Source organism: Streptomyces sp. NPDC001270 (assembly GCF_042896695.1).
Taxonomy (GTDB): Bacteria; Actinomycetota; Actinomycetes; order Streptomycetales; family Streptomycetaceae; genus Streptomyces.
The window spans coordinates 252,242-267,847 of record NZ_JBIAXM010000011.1; the positions used below are offsets into that span (position 1 = coordinate 252,242).

General features: G+C 71.2%; 9 protein-coding genes. All 9 read right to left on the reverse strand.

What is annotated here, in order from left to right:
- Window positions 1–312: 312 nt before the first annotated feature.
- The 9 genes from ACFY2B_RS20675 to ACFY2B_RS20715 all read right to left on the reverse strand — a co-directional run bounded on the left by ACFY2B_RS20675 (window position 313) and on the right by ACFY2B_RS20715 (window position 15,011).
- On the reverse strand, window positions 313–6,888 hold the full coding sequence (locus ACFY2B_RS20675; RefSeq protein ID WP_390764542.1) for an SDR family NAD(P)-dependent oxidoreductase: 6,576 nt from the start codon (window positions 6,886–6,888) through the stop codon (window positions 313–315).
- A 26-nt stretch (window positions 6,889–6,914) separates the two neighbouring features.
- A complete protein-coding gene (locus tag ACFY2B_RS20680) occupies window positions 6,915–7,961 on the reverse strand; it encodes a ketoacyl-ACP synthase III family protein (RefSeq protein WP_390764543.1) in 1,047 nt (348 codons plus the stop codon).
- Between the two features lie 382 nt (window positions 7,962–8,343).
- Window positions 8,344–9,072: an HAD family hydrolase gene (locus ACFY2B_RS20685; RefSeq protein ID WP_390764596.1), complete on the reverse strand. Its 729-nt coding sequence runs from the start codon at window positions 9,070–9,072 to the stop codon at window positions 8,344–8,346.
- A complete protein-coding gene (locus tag ACFY2B_RS20690) occupies window positions 9,015–10,364 on the reverse strand; it encodes an NAD(P)/FAD-dependent oxidoreductase (RefSeq protein ID WP_390764544.1) in 1,350 nt (449 codons plus the stop codon). Before ACFY2B_RS20690 ends, ACFY2B_RS20685 begins: the two co-directional genes overlap by 58 nt.
- A gap of 11 nt (window positions 10,365–10,375) precedes the next feature.
- Entirely contained in the window at window positions 10,376–10,654 is a 279-nt protein-coding gene (locus tag ACFY2B_RS20695; RefSeq protein WP_390764545.1) for an acyl carrier protein, read from the reverse strand.
- 14 nt (window positions 10,655–10,668) lie between these two features.
- Window positions 10,669–11,388: a class I SAM-dependent methyltransferase gene (locus tag ACFY2B_RS20700; protein ID WP_390764546.1), complete on the reverse strand. Its 720-nt coding sequence runs from the start codon at window positions 11,386–11,388 to the stop codon at window positions 10,669–10,671.
- On the reverse strand, window positions 11,385–12,818 hold the full coding sequence (locus tag ACFY2B_RS20705) for an amino acid adenylation domain-containing protein (protein ID WP_390764547.1): 1,434 nt from the start codon (window positions 12,816–12,818) through the stop codon (window positions 11,385–11,387). Before ACFY2B_RS20705 ends, ACFY2B_RS20700 begins: the two co-directional genes overlap by 4 nt.
- Window positions 12,815–13,900, reverse strand: a complete 1,086-nt coding sequence (locus ACFY2B_RS20710) for an acyl-CoA dehydrogenase family protein (protein ID WP_390764548.1) — start codon at window positions 13,898–13,900, stop codon at window positions 12,815–12,817. Before ACFY2B_RS20710 ends, ACFY2B_RS20705 begins: the two co-directional genes overlap by 4 nt.
- Before the next feature lie 55 nt (window positions 13,901–13,955).
- Window positions 13,956–15,011 carry a ketoacyl-ACP synthase III family protein gene (locus ACFY2B_RS20715; protein WP_390764549.1) on the reverse strand — a complete coding sequence of 352 codons (1,056 nt, stop codon included), beginning with the start codon at window positions 15,009–15,011 and terminating at the stop codon, window positions 13,956–13,958.
- Between the last annotated feature and the right edge of the window lie 595 nt (window positions 15,012–15,606).

The following is a 15,606-nucleotide window of genomic DNA, read 5'->3' on the forward strand; positions in this document are numbered from 1 at the left end:
GGAAGGTTCGGATGGTGCGTCGGCAGGCACGGCCTCCCGCTCGGAGCACGGGACGGCGAGGGGTCCACGACCGCAAAAGCCGTGCCTCGCACACCCCGGACCCCGCCCGACCGGGAGTACGCCGCGGAGCGGGTGATTCGTGACCGCGCCAGAGCCGTGGAAGCGTGGTCGTGAGGAGGTGTCCCGGCCGTCGTCGACCGACGGGGCGTCCTGGCCGGCGTGCCGCCCCTGCGGGTGGTCTTCCCGCTCGCCCGGAGCGCCGGTCGGGGCCGCGCCGGTCGGCGGAGCGCCGGCGACGACCGGGAGTCACCGTCACTCCGGTCGTGCCGCGGCGAGCAGCTGATCCGTCAGCTCACGCAGCGTCGCCCGGCTGAGGATCTTGCCGACCGGCAGCAACACCCCGTGCGAGCGTTGCACCTCCTGCCGTAGCTGAGCCGCCATCAGGGAGTCGAGGCCCTGGCTGGTCAGATCCAGGTCCGGGTCGAGGTGTTCGGAGTCGACGTGCAGGATGGCGGCGATCCCGGCCCGGAACAGCTCCGCCCGATCCGCGGCTGGTGCCGCACCGGCCGCACGGTCCGTACCGTCGGCCTCCCGTCCGGTTCCCGCCCCGGCCCGTGCCGTCCCGGTTCCGGACGCGGTCCCCGACGCGGTCCCGGAGGTGGGCAACGCCTGCGGGCGCGGTGTGAGGGGTTCCGGCCGCGGGACGGGGAACGTCGGCGTGGCCGGCCGTGCGGCGCGCTCCGGCCGGGCCCGCGCCGCTCCCTGCGGAGGGGGCGGGGCCGCGGTGGCACGGCGTGCGGGTGCGTCGTCGACGAGGTCCCGCAGAAACGGGGATGCGGCCGCAACCGGGTACGTGACCCGCCACTGCGCCCAGTCCACCGGCATGACCACGGTGTCCCCGGCGCCTGTGGCCAGCAGGTGATCCAGTACCGCGAACCCCGCCGCGGAGGTGAAGCCGGTCATGCCCCGCGGGATCAGATCCCGCCCGAGTTCGGTACCCGCCCTCGCGGCCATGCCACGGTCGGTCCAGAAACCCCAGTTCACCGCGAGCGCCCCGCGGCCACGGCTGCGGCGGCCGCGGGCGATCGCGTCGAGGCCCGCGTTGGCGGCGGCCGCCGCCGCGACGTACGGCGAGGCCAGCAGGGCGTTCCCGGACGAGAAGAGGACGAAGTGGTCGAGGTCGTCCTCGAAGAGACGGTCGAGGACCCGGCCGCCCTCCAGCTTGGGCCGCAGCACGGCTTCCACATCGCGCAGGGTGGTGTCGCCGATCGGCTTGTACATGAACACGCCGGCGGTGTGGAAGACGCCCCGGACCGCCGGACGGCCGGCGGCGCGACGGTTTTCGACCAGTCGGCGCATCGACCGTTCGTCCGCCACGTCCACCGGGGCGTACTGCACCTCGACGCCCCGGCCGCGCAGCTCCTCCGACAGGGCGGCGATGTCGCCCCCCGACGGCGAGGCCGTGCCGGGCACGGAACGGCCGGTGAGCAGCAGGTGCCGGGCGCCGCGCGCGACGAGCCAGCGGGCCAGTTCGGAGCCGATGCCGCCGGCACCGCCGGTCACCAGATAGGTGGCGTCCGGCCGCATCCGAGTCGGCGCGGGCCCCGCCGGCGCGGGCGTCGGCGGGGCCACCGGGGCCGTCCGCAGATCTATGAGCACCTTGCCGACCTGCCGGGCCCCGATCATGTCGTCGAACGCCGGACCGACGGCGTCCAGCGGGTACACCTCGGCCGGCAGCGGCGCGAGTTCGCCGACCGCGATCAGGCGCAGCAGGCGGCCGAGGAGCGTCCCGGCCCGCTCGGGTTGCTCGCGGCACAAGGCGGCAATGTCGAGGACATGGAAGGAACCGTTGCGCGGCAGGCCGCCAGGACCGGCCGGGTGGCCGTCCACCGGATCCTGCTCGGCCAGATCCACGTAGCGCCCGTACGGGGCGAGCATGCTGAGGTTCTGGTCGACGGCGGTTCCGGTCAGCGAGTTGAGGATGACGTCCATCCCCGTGCCCCGGGTCTCGGCCAGCAGCGGACCGGCGAAGTCGCCCCGGGAGTCGGCGACATGGGTGACGCCCATCGCTCGCAACAGAGCCCGCTGCTGCTCGCTGCCTGCGGTGGCGTGGATCTCGGCGCCGCGGCGCCGGGCCACCTGGATCGCGGCGAGCCCCACGCCGCCGGTGGCCGAGTGGATGAGGACTTTTTCCCCTTCGCGGAGCGCGGCCAGCTCCATCAGGCCGTACCAGGCGGTCAGGTAGGGGATCGGTACGGTGGCGGCCTCGGCGAGAGAGAGTCCGTCGGGCAGGCGGTGGGTCAGCCTGCGGTCGGCGAGGACCCGCGTGGCCGCTCCCGGACGGGCGACGGCGACGACGTGGTCGCCCACGACCAGTCCCCGCACATCGGTGCCGACGGCCGTCACCACACCGGCGGTCTCCCAGCCCGGCAGGCCGTCGTCGTCCCGGTCCGGGTGGGCCCCGGCCGCCTGGAGCACGTCGCTGAAGCCGACTCCGCCGTACGCCGCGGCGATCTGCACCTCGTCGGCGGCCGGGGGCCGCGCCGCGGTCGCCGCGCGCACCGGGCCCATGCGGCGGTCGTGGGCCGGCTCGGTCTCGGTGCCGTCATCGGGGCCGGACGCCGGTGAGGTGCGGTGCAGCCGCAGGACGTACCGGGTGCCCGCCCGCAGGGCGATCTGGTCCTCGGCGCCGTCGGCGGCCGCGATCTCCTGGGCCAGCGCCTCGGTCTGCTCCGCGCCGTGGGCCGGGTCCAGATCGATGAGGAGGTGCCGGACGACGGACAGTTCGCTCGCCGCCGTACGTCCGAAGCCCCACACCGCGTACTGCTCCGGATCCGGCGCCCCGTCCGCGTCCGTGACCGTCTCGGCGCCCCGGGTGACAAGGGCGAGCCGGGGAAGAGGGCCGTCCCACCGTGCCATGGACAACGCCTGGTCCAGGAGCAGCGCGCTGCCAAGGCCCAGCGGGACCTCTCCCACCGGCCGCGGCGCCCGCAGGCTCCACAGGTGCACCACGGCGGCGATGCCCTCCGGGTGGTCACGTCCGACCTCGTACAGCAGCCGGGCGTAGTCGTCGAGACGGGACGGGTCGACGCGATACGTCCCGTCGTCACCGCGCTCGTACCTGTCCCCGGGCCGTACGGCGATCCGCGCGCCGTGTGCCGGTGCGAGCCGCGGCCCGTAGTCCGCGTCCTCGAACACCAGCCAGGCTCCGGCCGCCGCCTGTGGCAGTGCCCCGGGTGCGGGGGTCGGTATCCACCTCGGCCGGTAGAACCAGTCGGTCAGCGGGCCGGGTTCCTCCCGCCGCATGAGCCAGCGGATCCGCAGGCCGCGGAACTCGGCCAGCAGCGTGCCCCGCTCGTCGCGGATGACGACATCACCGCTGAACGACTCGGCGGTCAGGTCGTGCCGCACCACGTGGCTGTACAGGGTGCCGGTCAGCGGCAGCGGCCCGTACCGGCGGAACGCGTCGATGGAACCCAGGACGAAGGCATGCTGCTCGCCGGGCACGGCCGAGTCGGGCAGGGTGGCCGCGAGCACCTGTCCGCAGGCGTCGAGGACCGCGGGATGGACGTAATACGGCTCGTGACCGGAGAGGCGGTCCGGGACGACGATCTCGGCCAGCGCCTCGTCGTCGCCGCGCCACACCTGCCCGATGCCCCGGAAGACGCCGTGCCAGTCGTTGCCGCGGGCCGCGAACCGGCGGTAGAACTCGGCGCCGGTGAGGTGCTCGGGGACCCGTTCGGCGATCTGCCCGAGCGGGTCCTCGGGGACTTCGAGCATGCGTGTGCCGACGGGCGCCTCCGCCACCCGGCCGTGGGCATGCCGGGTCCATTCGGTGCCGTCGGCGGTGGCGACGTCGAAGACCCACCCCCGCCCGGCCGGCCGCAGCGTGACCCGCAGCAGCGGCGGGGCCTCAGCGGTGAGGAAGAGCGCCTTGTCGTAGCGGACGTCCTTGACGACGACATCGACACCGACGGCCTGGGCGGCGGCGGCCACCGCCAGCTCCAGGTACGCGGTGCCGGGCAGGATGACCAGACCCTGCACCTGGTGGTCCAGGAGGTAGGCGTTGCGCGCCAGGTCGAGGGGGCCCTCCCAGCGGTGCGCGCCGTCGTTGAGGACGGTGTGCGCGCCGAGCAGCGGGTGTCCGCCCGGGACGTCCGCCCCGGCCGGCGTACCTGTGCCTCCTGTCGTCGGCGTCGCGGTGTACGAGCCGGGGCTCGTCGTACCCGTCCCGGCGGTCGGCTCGAACCAGAACTCGGCGCGTTGCCAGGGGTAGGAGGGCAGCCCCACGTAGGCGGCCGGTCTGTCGAACAGCGCGTCGCACCGCACCGGGTATCCGGCCTGGTACAGCTGGCCGACGGAGGTCAGCAGCGCGGTCAGGTCGTCGGTGTCGCGCAGCAGCGACGGCACCACCTGGTCGTCGGTGCGGTCCGCGGGCAGGCACTCCTTCACCGCCGCGCTGAGCACGGGGTGCGGGCTGATCTCGACGACGGCCACCGTCCGGGAAGAGGCGGTCTCGGCGTCGACGGCCGCGTGGAAGCGGACCTCGTCGCGGAGGTTGCGCACCCAGTAGTCGGCGTCCAGCTCCTCGCCGGTCAGGACCTCCCCGGTCACCGTCGAACGCAGCGGTACATGACCTCTACGGGGCCGGACCGGCTCCAGGGCGGCGCGCAGCGCGTCCAGCAGGGGGTCCACCTGACTGCTGTGCGAGGCCACGTCCACCTTGACGATCTTGGTGAAGACGTCCCGTTCGGACAGTGCGCCCAGCACCTTCTCCACCGCCGGAGTGCGGCCCGAGATGATGCTGCGCCGCGGGCCGTTGCTCACCGCGACGTCGACGTCCGGCACATCGGCGAGTTCCCGTCGCAGTTCGTCGGCGGGCAGGTCGACCGCGGCCATGGACCCGGCGCCGGCGATCTCCCTGAGCAGGGCGCTGCGGCGGCAGATCACCGCCGCGCCGTCGGCCAGGGTGAGCGCGCCCGCGGTGCAGGCGGCCGCGACCTCGCCCATGCTGTGGCCGATCACCACGTCGGGCGCTACGCCCCACGACCGCCACAGCGCGGCCAGACCGACTTCGACTGCCCAGAGCAGCGGTTGCACCACGTCGATCGGCCAGCCCGCCTCGTCGCCGGCGGCCAGGTGCTCGATCACCGACCAGCCGCGCTCGGCGCGGACGTGCCGGTCGCACTCCTCGACGGTCTCCCGGAAGACCGAGGAGGTACGCAGGAGCCGGCGCCCCATCCCGGACCACTGGGAGCCCTGGCCGGGGAAGACGAAGACGGTTCTCCACCGCGCGCCGGGCTTGGCGGCGACGATCGGCCGGCCCTTGCGCAGTTGTCGGGCGGCCTGGTCGTGCTCCGTGGCGAGCACGGTCATGCGGTGCCGGTGATGGGTGCTCCGGGTCAGCGTGCTGAAACTGACGTCGCGCAGACTGTGCCGGCGGCCCTCCCCCTCGGGCCCGAGGAAGTCCGCGTAGGCGGCGGCGAGTTCACGCAGCGCGGCGGGCGTCTGAGCGGACAGCGCGAGCAGGTGCGGCCGCGGCTCGTCGGCGGGCGGCGGCACGGCCGCGGGTCGGTGCTCGCCGAGGACGACGTGGGCGTTGGTGCCGGAAATGCCGAACGAGCTGACGGCGGCGTACCGGGGGGCGCCGTCCCGGCCCCAGTCGCGGGCGGTCTGCGGGATCTCCAGCGCCATGCTGTCCCAGTCCACCGCGTCGGTCAGCCGGCCGCTGTGCAGACTGGGCGGGACGACGCCGTGTGCCACGCACAGCGCCGCCCTGATGAGTGCGGCGATGCCGGCGGCGGCCTCGGTGTGTCCGATGTTCGTCTTCACGGAGCCGACCAGCACCGGGTCCGCGGTCGAGCGGCCCGCGCCGGTGCCGTAGACCGCGTCCAGGCTGCGCAGTTCGATCGGGTCGCCGGTGGGCGTGCCGGTGCCGTGTGCCTCGACGAAGCCGACGGCGCGCGGGTCGATGCCGCCGCGTGAGCAGGCGTGCCTCATCGTGTCGATCTGAGCGGTCTGCGACGGGGTCATCAGATACCCGCTGCTGCGGCCCTCGTTCTCGACCGCCGAGCCGTGGATGACCGCGTGGACGCGGTCGCCGTCCGCCTCGGCCTGCGCCAGCGTCTTGAGGACGACGACGCCGACGCCGTCGCTGCGTACGAAGCCGTCGGCGTCGTGGGCGCCGAACTTGCACAGGCCGTCCGCGGACAGCATGTCCGCCTGGGAGAACGTGATGCTCTCCTCCGGCGTGATCACCAGGTTGACCCCCGCGGCCAGGGCGAGGGTCGCCTCCCCGCCGCGCAGTGCGGCGCACGCCTGGTGCACGGCCACCAGTGAGGACGAGCAGGCGGTGTCGACGGAAGTGCTCGGGCCGCGCAGATCGAAGAAGAACGACAGGCGGCCGGACAGGACGCTGCGTGATGTGCCGGTGTTGGCGTAGATGTCCAGCGCCCCGGCGGCCCGCAGCATGTCCCAGTACTCGGCGGTCCGTTGTCCGACGACGACGGCGGTCGGGCTCCCCGCGAGCTGGTCCAGCGTCAGGCCGGCGTCCCGCACGGCCGCGGCGGCGGTCTGCAGGAGCAGCCGCTGCTGCGGGTCCATGTGGCTCGCCTCGCGGCCGGAGATGCCGAAGTAGTGGGCGTCGAAGCCCCGGATGTCGGGCAGGAAACCGCCCCGGCGGCTGACGATCCGTCCGGGTGTGCGCGGCCGGGGATCGTAGAACGCGTCGATGGGGAACCGGTCGGCCGGGACGTCCGCCGTGGCGTCGACCCCGTCGAGCTGCATCCTCCAGAACGCCGGGACGCCGTCCGCGCCGGGGAACTCGCACGCCATCCCCACGATGGCGATCGGCTGCGGAGCGGTCTGGTGCTGCTGCTGCGCCGTCACACGGCACCTCCTGTCGGCATCGTCAACTACTGGGTCCAGGGCGGCAGTTCGGAGATGGTGAGGACCACGGCCACGGCCGACCAGCCCGGAGCACCGCCGAACAGCAGGACGTGGTCGCCCTCGTCGAGCCGCCCGGTGCGCAGCAGATGGTCGAGGGCGATGAGCTGGTCGCTGGCCGAGGCGTGCCCGATCCCGCGGCCGAACTCCCACTGCGAGCGGGAGACGTGCAGGTCCAGCGGGTCCATGATGCAGTTCCGGGTGGTCATCTCGTCGCCGTTGGGCACCAGGACCCAGCGCAGCTCGGAGGCTTCGAGTCCGGCCTCGCCCAGGGCGGCGAGCGCCGTCTCGGAACAGGCTTTCGCCAAGCCGTCGGCGACGCTCATCCCGCCGACCTCCCGCACCCGCTCGTTGAACTGCTGGGCGCGCTCGACGGTGTCGATCCGCCGTCCCGCGGACCCGGTGGGGGGAAACAGCGGCTCGTTGCCGCGCGCCATCGCCTCGAACTCCGGATAGACCCGGGAGACGACCGCATCGACACGGGCGAAGCCGGCGGCCGGGCTGACCACCACGGAGCTGGCCGCGTCGGCGGCGATCACGCCCATCGGCCCGCTGTCCCACCGGTTGAACAACGGCGAGTTGAAGTTGTCCGCCGTGGTCAGCAGGATGTCCGGTCGGCTCTCCGGCTGGTACGACAGCAGGCCGGCGGCCAGCTCGACCCCGGTGAGCATGCTGTTGCACCCGTTGCGGATCTCGGTGCTCGTGGCCCCCGTGATGCCCAGCTCCCGCATGATGTACGCCGACGGCGACCACATCTCGGGCCCCTGGTAGAACGTCGACCCGTGCAGCACCGTACCGATCGCGGCGGCCCCGCCCGGGGACTGGCTCAGCGCCGTGCGTGCGGCCCGCACGGCCATGTCGGGCGGTGACTCGGGCCCGGCGATCAGCACGCTGCGCAGACCGCTCTCGGCGAAGACCGTGGCGTCGTACAGGCCCGCGGCGACCGCCTCGGACGCCGCGTAGGCGGTCGGCAGCCAGCAGCCCAGGCCGGCGAGGAACACGTTCGCCGGCTTCATGCCGGTGTCCACGTGAGACGCATGGGCGTCATGCCCCGCCCGACGCGCGAGAGCCAGGGTCCGTTCACGGCGATGCACCACTTTCTTCCACGAGTTCTACTACGAGTTCTGCTATGAGTCGGACGGGGTGCGGCGTCCGCCGCACCCCGGTGCCCGGCAGGTCTCACGACGCCGGGTCCAGGAACCGGGCGAGCTGCCTCAGGGCGTGGCGGTGCCGGGACCGCAGCGTGCGTCGCACGCCGGCCGCCGTACGCGGCTGTGCGCCACCGGTCCGCCCCGAGCGACGCACACCCCGCAGGGGCAGACATCGCCCTGCCCGTCGCCACGCCGGCGGCGCCGGCTGCCGAAGGAGCCCCAACGGTTCATCGCCTCCTGTCCCCTCTCATCCGGCGGCCCGGTGGCCGGTGCGCGCGGCCCCCGTGTCCACCAGGCGAGCGAGCCGTTCGACGGTCAGTCCGGACAGACCCGGTACGCCGAGGTCCACCGGTTCCGCTGTCGGCGCGACCGAGACCGTGACGCACCCCGCGGCCCGTCCGGACCGGAGCCCGGCGGACGAGTCCTCGACGACCACACAGTTCCCCGGCGCGATGCCGAGCCGGGCCGCGGCGGTGCGATACGACTCGGGGTCAGGTTTCGGGCACCGCACCTCGTCACCGGCCACGGTCACGGCGAACTCGGCCGCACCGAGCGAGGGGAGGACGGCGTCCACCATCGCCCGGTACGAGGACGACACCAGCCCACACGGAACGCGTGCCCGCCGCAGTGCCCGGAGCAGGCCGACGGCTCCGGGCAGCGGGGTGATCCCCGGACGCAGCCGGTCGAGCATGCGGCTGCTGACACGGGCGTACAGCTCCTGTGTGGTCATCGGCGCTCGCGCGAGAGCGTTCAACCGGGCCAGGTTCTCGGCGACACCGCGCCCCCGCAGCTCCTCCGGCCTGATCGCCGCGGCCGGCACGCCCGACGCCCCGAGTACTGCCGACAGGGCTTCGAGCAGGAGCACTTCGGTGTCGACGAGAGTTCCGTCCATGTCGAACAGAACCGCCCACGGCGCGGTCAGAACAACGCCCGGGAGCTGAGGGACACCTTCATCTTTCCCAGAAGCGGGTGCCAGAGGTGGGTGGGGTCCGCCTCCACGGCGGCGATGAACTCGCGCATCTTCGTCAGCGCGACCGGCTCCTGCTCGTCGTAGACGTCGCCCTGGAGCAGTTTCAGGACGTCGATCCGGTAGCGGGGATCCTGGACGAAGGCGGTGAACAGGATGTTGAGGCGGTAGTAGATGGAGATGAACTCGTACCAGCTGGACACGCCGCGCCGCAGCTTCGTCACGTAGTTCTCGAACCGGGCGGCCTTGAAATCGCCGGCCTCCGCCGCGGCGATGATGTCGGCGCAGGCCAGCCGGGCGCTGTTCATGGCGACGCTGACACCGCTGGAGAAGATGGGGTCGACGAACCGGGCGGCGTCGCCGATCATCACCATCCCGTCGTCGCACACCTTGCGCATGCCGTAGCTGTAGTCGCCCTCGGCCTTGAAGGGGCGGACCCGCTCGGTCTTCTTCAGCGCGTCGTGCAGCAGGGGCCGGCTGGCCACCGAGTCCCAGAAGAAGCCTTCGAGATCGTCCTTGCCCTCCCTGAACCGCGCCTTCTGGGTGACGACCCCGACCGAGGTGATCGTGTCGGTGATGGGGATCTGCCACACCCAGGTGTCGCTGAGCGGCAGGAAGTGGATGAAGATGTACTCGGCCTGGTTCTCGTCGTTCGCCAGGGCCTCCCGGTCGAGTCCCTCGAACCAGCTGTGCACGGCGTACTGGTTGAACACCGGGTCGGGCACCTTGACCTTGAGCTGCCGTCCCAGCAGGGTGCCGCGTCCGCTGGCGTCGACGACCATCCGTACGGCCACCTCCGCGGTCGTCCCGCCCAGTCCGACCCGCAGCACGGGACGGGCGGTGTCGGCGAAGTCCACGCCGCGCACCCGCACCCCGGAGAACACCTTCGCTCCCAGGCTCTCCGCGTGCTTGAGCAGGATGTGGTCGAACTGGCCGCGGTCGACGTGGAAGGTGTAGTCGCGGTCCACGCCGAGCTGATCGCGTTCGTTGAACAGCACGTCGGCGGCCCCGAGGCCGTGGTCGTGCACCTGGAAGCCGAGCGGGTCCACATCGTCCGCGTGGGCCGACGTCCACGCGGCGCCGTACTTGCGCGGAAAGCCCGCTGCCTCGATCTTCTCCATGGCGCCGATCTCCAGCAGTACCGGCGTGGTCGCCGGCACCAGGGACTCGCCCACGTGCTCCCGCGGGAAGAACTCACTGTCGAAGACCGCGACCGACAGACCCGCCTTGGCCAGGTAGGACGCGGCGGTGGAACCCGCCGGGCCGCCGCCGATGATGCCGATGTCGTAGTCGTACGTCATCTGTTCTCCTGTCAGAGGGACGCGGTCTGCGAGCCGAGGCGAAGGATCAGGTCGGTGATCGTCGCCGGTGTGCGGAAGTGTTCGCCGGTCATGTGCACCGGCGGAACGCGCACGCCGTACGTGGTGCGGATGTGCGCCAACAGGCGTGCGGTGCGGACCGAGTCCAGCACCCCCAGCTCCAGCAGCTGGCTGTCGGCGGTGATCAGGTCGGATGGCACGCCCGTCGCGAGCTCCTCTCTCACATAGCGGAGCAACTGGTCGAGCAGCGTCGAGCGATCAAGGTCCGTCATGGTTCCTCCGGGTGTCAGGGCCGTGTCGCTGCACGCGCCACGATGTACCTCGTCGGCAGCTCCAGCGGAGGTCCGCCGGATGTGCGTTCCGTGGTGTGCAGGGAGATGTCGCCGTCGGCGACGACCTCGAATCCGTTTCCTTCGAACAGCAGCCGCAGGCGCCCGTCGTGAGCGGGGGCGATGCGGGCGCCGAAGTCGAACTGGGCCGCCAGCCCGGCCGTCTTCGGCAGCTGTGCGCCGTCGGCGAGCAGCTCGGCGACGTACCAGCCGGTGCGCTCGGTCAGCTCCTGGGCGAACAGGACCCCCGCCCTGCCGAGCAGGAGCCTGATGGTCGTCAGCATCCTGGTGCGGTCGTCCGGGGCGAGCTGATGCAACACACCACGCATGTAGACGTTGGTGTCGCCGAACTCCGCGTGCAGAGCCGCCGCGGTGGCCTGGTCGAGCAGGTCGGCGCGCCGGTAGGCGACGTTGGGCGCCGGGTGCGACGCGGCGGCCAGCTCCACCGCGGCCTCGGCGATGTCCAGTCCGACGACCCGCCGGAAGTGCCGAGCCAGCCACTGTGTCTGCCGTCCGCTGCCGCACCCGATGTCGAGCAGGGGCAGCGACGGGTCGGCGTGGCCGCGGAACAGCGGCAGATGCCGCTCCGCGGTCAGCCGGGGCGACGAGTCCCAGAGGGCGGCTCCGGGCTCGGCGGGCAGCGTCGACCAGAAGACCTCCCAGGCTCCGCCCGTCATACGCCCGCTCCCCGCGTCACCAGGCCGCCGAGCGCGGCGCGGTCGACTTTCCCGTTGGGGGTACGGGGAAAGCCGCTGACCGTGTGCAACGCGTCGATGGTCATGTACGGCGGCAGGAAGCCCGAGCAGTGCCGTCGGAGTTCCGCGAACTCGGGCGCACAGCCGGTCTCGGGGACCACGAAGGCGTGCAACCGGGCGTCCAGACCCGCGCCCACGACGAGCACCACCGCGTCGCGTACCGCCTCGTGCGTGACGAGCACGCTGTTGATCTCGGCCGGCTCGATCCGGTAGCCGCGGACCTTCACCATGTCGTCGACGCGGCCCCGGTACTCCAGCAGGCCGTCGGCGTCGTACCGGCCGAGGTCACCGGTGCGGTACGGTCCGGCCTGTGGCTTACTGCCCCAGTAGCCGAGCATGACGGTCGGGCCGCTGACCACGATCTCGCCGTCGTCCAGCGACACCGTGTCGCCTGCGACGGGTGATCCGATCGGGACGGCCGCGGTGCGCGCGAGGTCGGCAGCCGTCACCTCGTACGAGGTGCACACGTTGGTCTCCGTCGGGCCGTACCAGTTGAGCATGCGGACGCCGGGCCAGCCGCGGCGCAGGTCCTTCAGCGGCTTCAGCGGAAACCGCTCGCCGGCGAAGACGCACGCGCGCAGCGCTCCCGGTCCGCGCTCCAGCAGCTCGCCGTACTCGGCCATCAGCACCAGTGCGGACGGCACCGAGTACCAGACCGTGATCCGGCGTTCCAGCAGGAAGCCGACCAGCGGTTCCGCGGCCTGGGCGAGGGTTTCGCCGATGAGGTGTACCGACGCGCCTGCCCGGAAGGCTCCGTAGAGGTCGAAGACCGACAGGTCGAAGCTGAACGCGGCGTGATTCGCCAGCCGGTCGGCCGCGGTGACCTCCAGCTCCCGGCAGGCCCAGTCGACGAAGGCAAGCGCGTTCCCGTGGCTCAGGCAGACGCCCTTCGGCGTCCCTGTCGACCCCGAGGTGTAGAGGATGTACGCCGGGTCGGCCGGCCGGACCGGATGGTGGGCGGCGGCCGAAGCGTACGCAGCCTCCTCCAGGAGATCCGCGCAGGACACGGAGACCGAGTCGGCGACGTGATCACCATGGTCCGTGACGATCAGAGCCGGGCGGGCGTCCGCGGCGATCTGGGCGACCCGCTTTCCGGGATTGCCCCGTGGGACGGGAACATGGATCGCGCCGCACCGCAGCACCGCCTGGGCCACGGCCACCGATTCGGCCGTCTTGTCCGTCCACACCAGGACGCGGTCGCCCGGCTGGACGCCGCGCCCGCGCAGCGCCGCCAGATACGTGTCCGCGCGCGCGTCCAGCTCGCCGTAACTGAGGCCGGTGGAAAGGTCGCACACCGCGAGCGCGTCCGGCGTCCGGGCCGCAGCGTCGACCACCAGGCTGTAGAGGCTCACAGTCCCATCTCCCGGGCGATCAGCTGACGCTGGATGTCTGATGTGCCGGAGAAGGTGGTGGCGGGGGCGGCGTTGCGCACATGTTCCTCGATTCCGTACTCCGTCAGGAAGGCGCGGCCCCCGAAGATCCGGGCGGCGTCGAGTGAGGTGGCGACCGCGGCCTCGGACACGGCCAGTTTCGCCATGGCGACCCACAGGGCGGGGTCCTGGCCGTCGTCGATCGCGGCGCAGGCGCGGTAGAGCAGGAGCCGTCCGCTCTCCAGCCGCAGCCTCATGTCCGCCAGCCGGTCCGCGACCGGTTGGAGGTCGGCGAGTCGCTTTCCGAACTGCCGTCGTTCCCGCACGTGTTGGACGCATCGCCGAATGAGCAGTTCCTGCTGGCCCAGGTAGATCGCGAAGAGGCAGGAACGCTCCCACTGCATCGACGTCTGGAACACCAGTTGCCCCTGACCGGGGCTTCCCAGCACCCGGTCGTCCGGCACGAAGCACCGGGTGAACCGCACCTCGCCGGCCTGGCAGGCGGTCAGGCCGGACTTCTCCATCGGCTCTCCCGCGACCAACCCGGGGGAATCGCGGTCCACGGCGAACGCGGTGGAACCGAAATAGCCGCCGTCGGGATCCGTTGTCGCATAGGTGACGTAGAGATCGGCGACCGGGCCATTGCTGACGAAGCTCTTGGTCCCGTCGAGCAGATATCCGCCGTCGACCTTGGTGGCCCTGGTCGCCAACCGGGAGATGTCCGATCCGGCCTCCGGTTCCGTCATGGCGTTCCCCGCTGTCAGTTCACCTGAGCACAATGCGGGAAGCAGCTCCTTCCGGGTCTCCGGGAGCGCGAACTCCAGCACCGGCCTGACGCAGGCGAAGAGATGGGCCGCTGCGGCGAAGAGCAGCCCCGTATCCGCGCCGCCCTCGCTCGCCCCCTCGTACAGGAGGGCCGTGTCGAGAGCACCGAAGCCCGCGCCACCGTGCTCCTCCGGGACAGCCGCACCCAATAATCCGAGGCCGGCCAGTTTCTTCCAGATGTCGCCATGGAATCCGGCGGTGGAAGACCCGGGGGAAAGTTCCCGCGCGGCTGTCCGCATTCGCGCATATCGCTCCTGCTGTGCAGCGCTCAGACTGAAATCCATGAGACGCCTTTCATGAAGCGGTCGCCGAATGGGCGGCGGACCAGTGCGGAGTCTCGATGATCTCGATCACGGCACATGCGATATTCAGTCCGGGCCCCACACCGAGCATCAGGAAATGGTCCCCGCGTTGCAGTTCACCAGAGAGCAGAAGCTGTTCGAGCGCCACCATCTGATCACTTGCGCCGATATGACCCACCGTGCGGCCCTGTTCCCACGTCGAAAGGGACATCGGCAGGCCCAGCGGAATCATTGCGCGTCCTTCGACACGTTCCCGTGACCCGTTGGCATAAGCGACACGCGAGACGTCGTCCATCCCGATTCCGGCTTCGTCGAGTGTGCGGCTGATGAGTTCGTCCTGCGCGGCCACGAGTTTCAGAGGGCCGGCCGGGTCCCGGTCCGGGCCGTCCAGCCAGCGGTGCTTGGACTCGCCGAAGTCGAGCTTGCCCGGCAGACCGGCTCCCGGGGGGAACAGGGGCTCGGGCCCGCGGTGCATGGCCTCGTACTCGGGGAGCGTGATCGCGTTGACGGACTTGAGCCGGGCGAAACCCTTCCGTCGGCTGAGGACGACGGCGGAACCGGCGTCACCCATGACGAAATGCGGACTGAAACGCCAGCGTTCCAGGAGTTCTGAGGTGAAGTTGTCTCCGGAGGTGACCAGGGCGGCCTCGTGCTCGGCCGAGGCCATGAGATGGCCTGCCGCGAGTTCGAGAGCGGAGAACATGCCCATGCAGCCCTGTCGGACCTCGGCCGCGGTGGCCTGGCCCGCGCCCGTCTTCCTCTGCACGTAGTACTGCGGACACCATCCGTGGGGGCCTTGATACCAAACGCTGACGTAGAGCAACAAGCTGAGGGACGCTGGATTCTGGTCGGCTCGTTCGAGCGCCTCACGGCATGCCCGCACTGCCATCTCGGGGGCGGGAATATCGCCCGCGACAGTCACACTCGTGATTCCGTATTCTTCTGCGGCGGTCCGGTCGATCAGTCCCCGTTCAACCGCCCATCCGATGGGGACCCGGTCGGGCAGAAAGGCTCCCAGACCGCTGATCAGCACATCGGATGCTTTCATGGCCCACCCCAGATTCTCTCGGTCACGTTCGTGAAGTATTGATCACGTAATGAATTACTCAAGAGATGCCTAAGAGTCAACGATTCTCGGCAGAGTAGCCCGCCCCTGACAACGTTATCAGCATCGGCAGGATGGTGCAGTAGAGCATGGCGATCGGCCATGGCCATGGAAACTCGCGACGGAGAAGAGTGGGGAAAGAGTGGGGAAAGAGTACGCGAAGGTACCGGCTCATTCCGGGACGTTCGCTCTGGTCAGTCCTCTGATGTGTGTGCCGTGCCGTCCGAAGGAAGTGTGCATTCTCTTTTGTGCACTGACTCGCTCATGCGCCAACCCTAGGAACCCGCCATGATTCGACGGAGGGGTGAAATTCCCTAGGTAAGGGTGCACTCCGTTTCGGTGTGCGTCAAGAGGCCGGAGTAAACACATGGGGCGATAAGTGAATAATGGTGACCATGGGGGTGGAAACGATCTCACCCCCCGCTTGCACACTCTCGTACTCGGGGCCCGCGCGCTCTTGTCCATCGGGCTGAACTCGCCCGTCCGGCAGCGGCCACCGTCGCCCGTCCCTCGTCGGACGAGGGGCACGGTGATCAGG

Coding starts and splice junctions, on each gene's coding strand:
- ACFY2B_RS20690 (WP_390764544.1), bottom strand. CDS start 10,364: ATGACGTACGACTACGACATCGGCATCATCGGCGGCGGCCCGGCGGGT.
- ACFY2B_RS20700 (WP_390764546.1), bottom strand. CDS start 11,388: ATGACGGGCGGAGCCTGGGAGGTCTTCTGGTCGACGCTGCCCGCCGAG.
- ACFY2B_RS20680 (WP_390764543.1), bottom strand. CDS start 7,961: ATGAAGCCGGCGAACGTGTTCCTCGCCGGCCTGGGCTGCTGGCTGCCG.
- ACFY2B_RS20695 (WP_390764545.1), bottom strand. CDS start 10,654: ATGACGGACCTTGATCGCTCGACGCTGCTCGACCAGTTGCTCCGCTAT.
- ACFY2B_RS20710 (WP_390764548.1), bottom strand. CDS start 13,900: ATGCGGACAGCCGCGCGGGAACTTTCCCCCGGGTCTTCCACCGCCGGA.
- ACFY2B_RS20715 (WP_390764549.1), bottom strand. CDS start 15,011: ATGAAAGCATCCGATGTGCTGATCAGCGGTCTGGGAGCCTTTCTGCCC.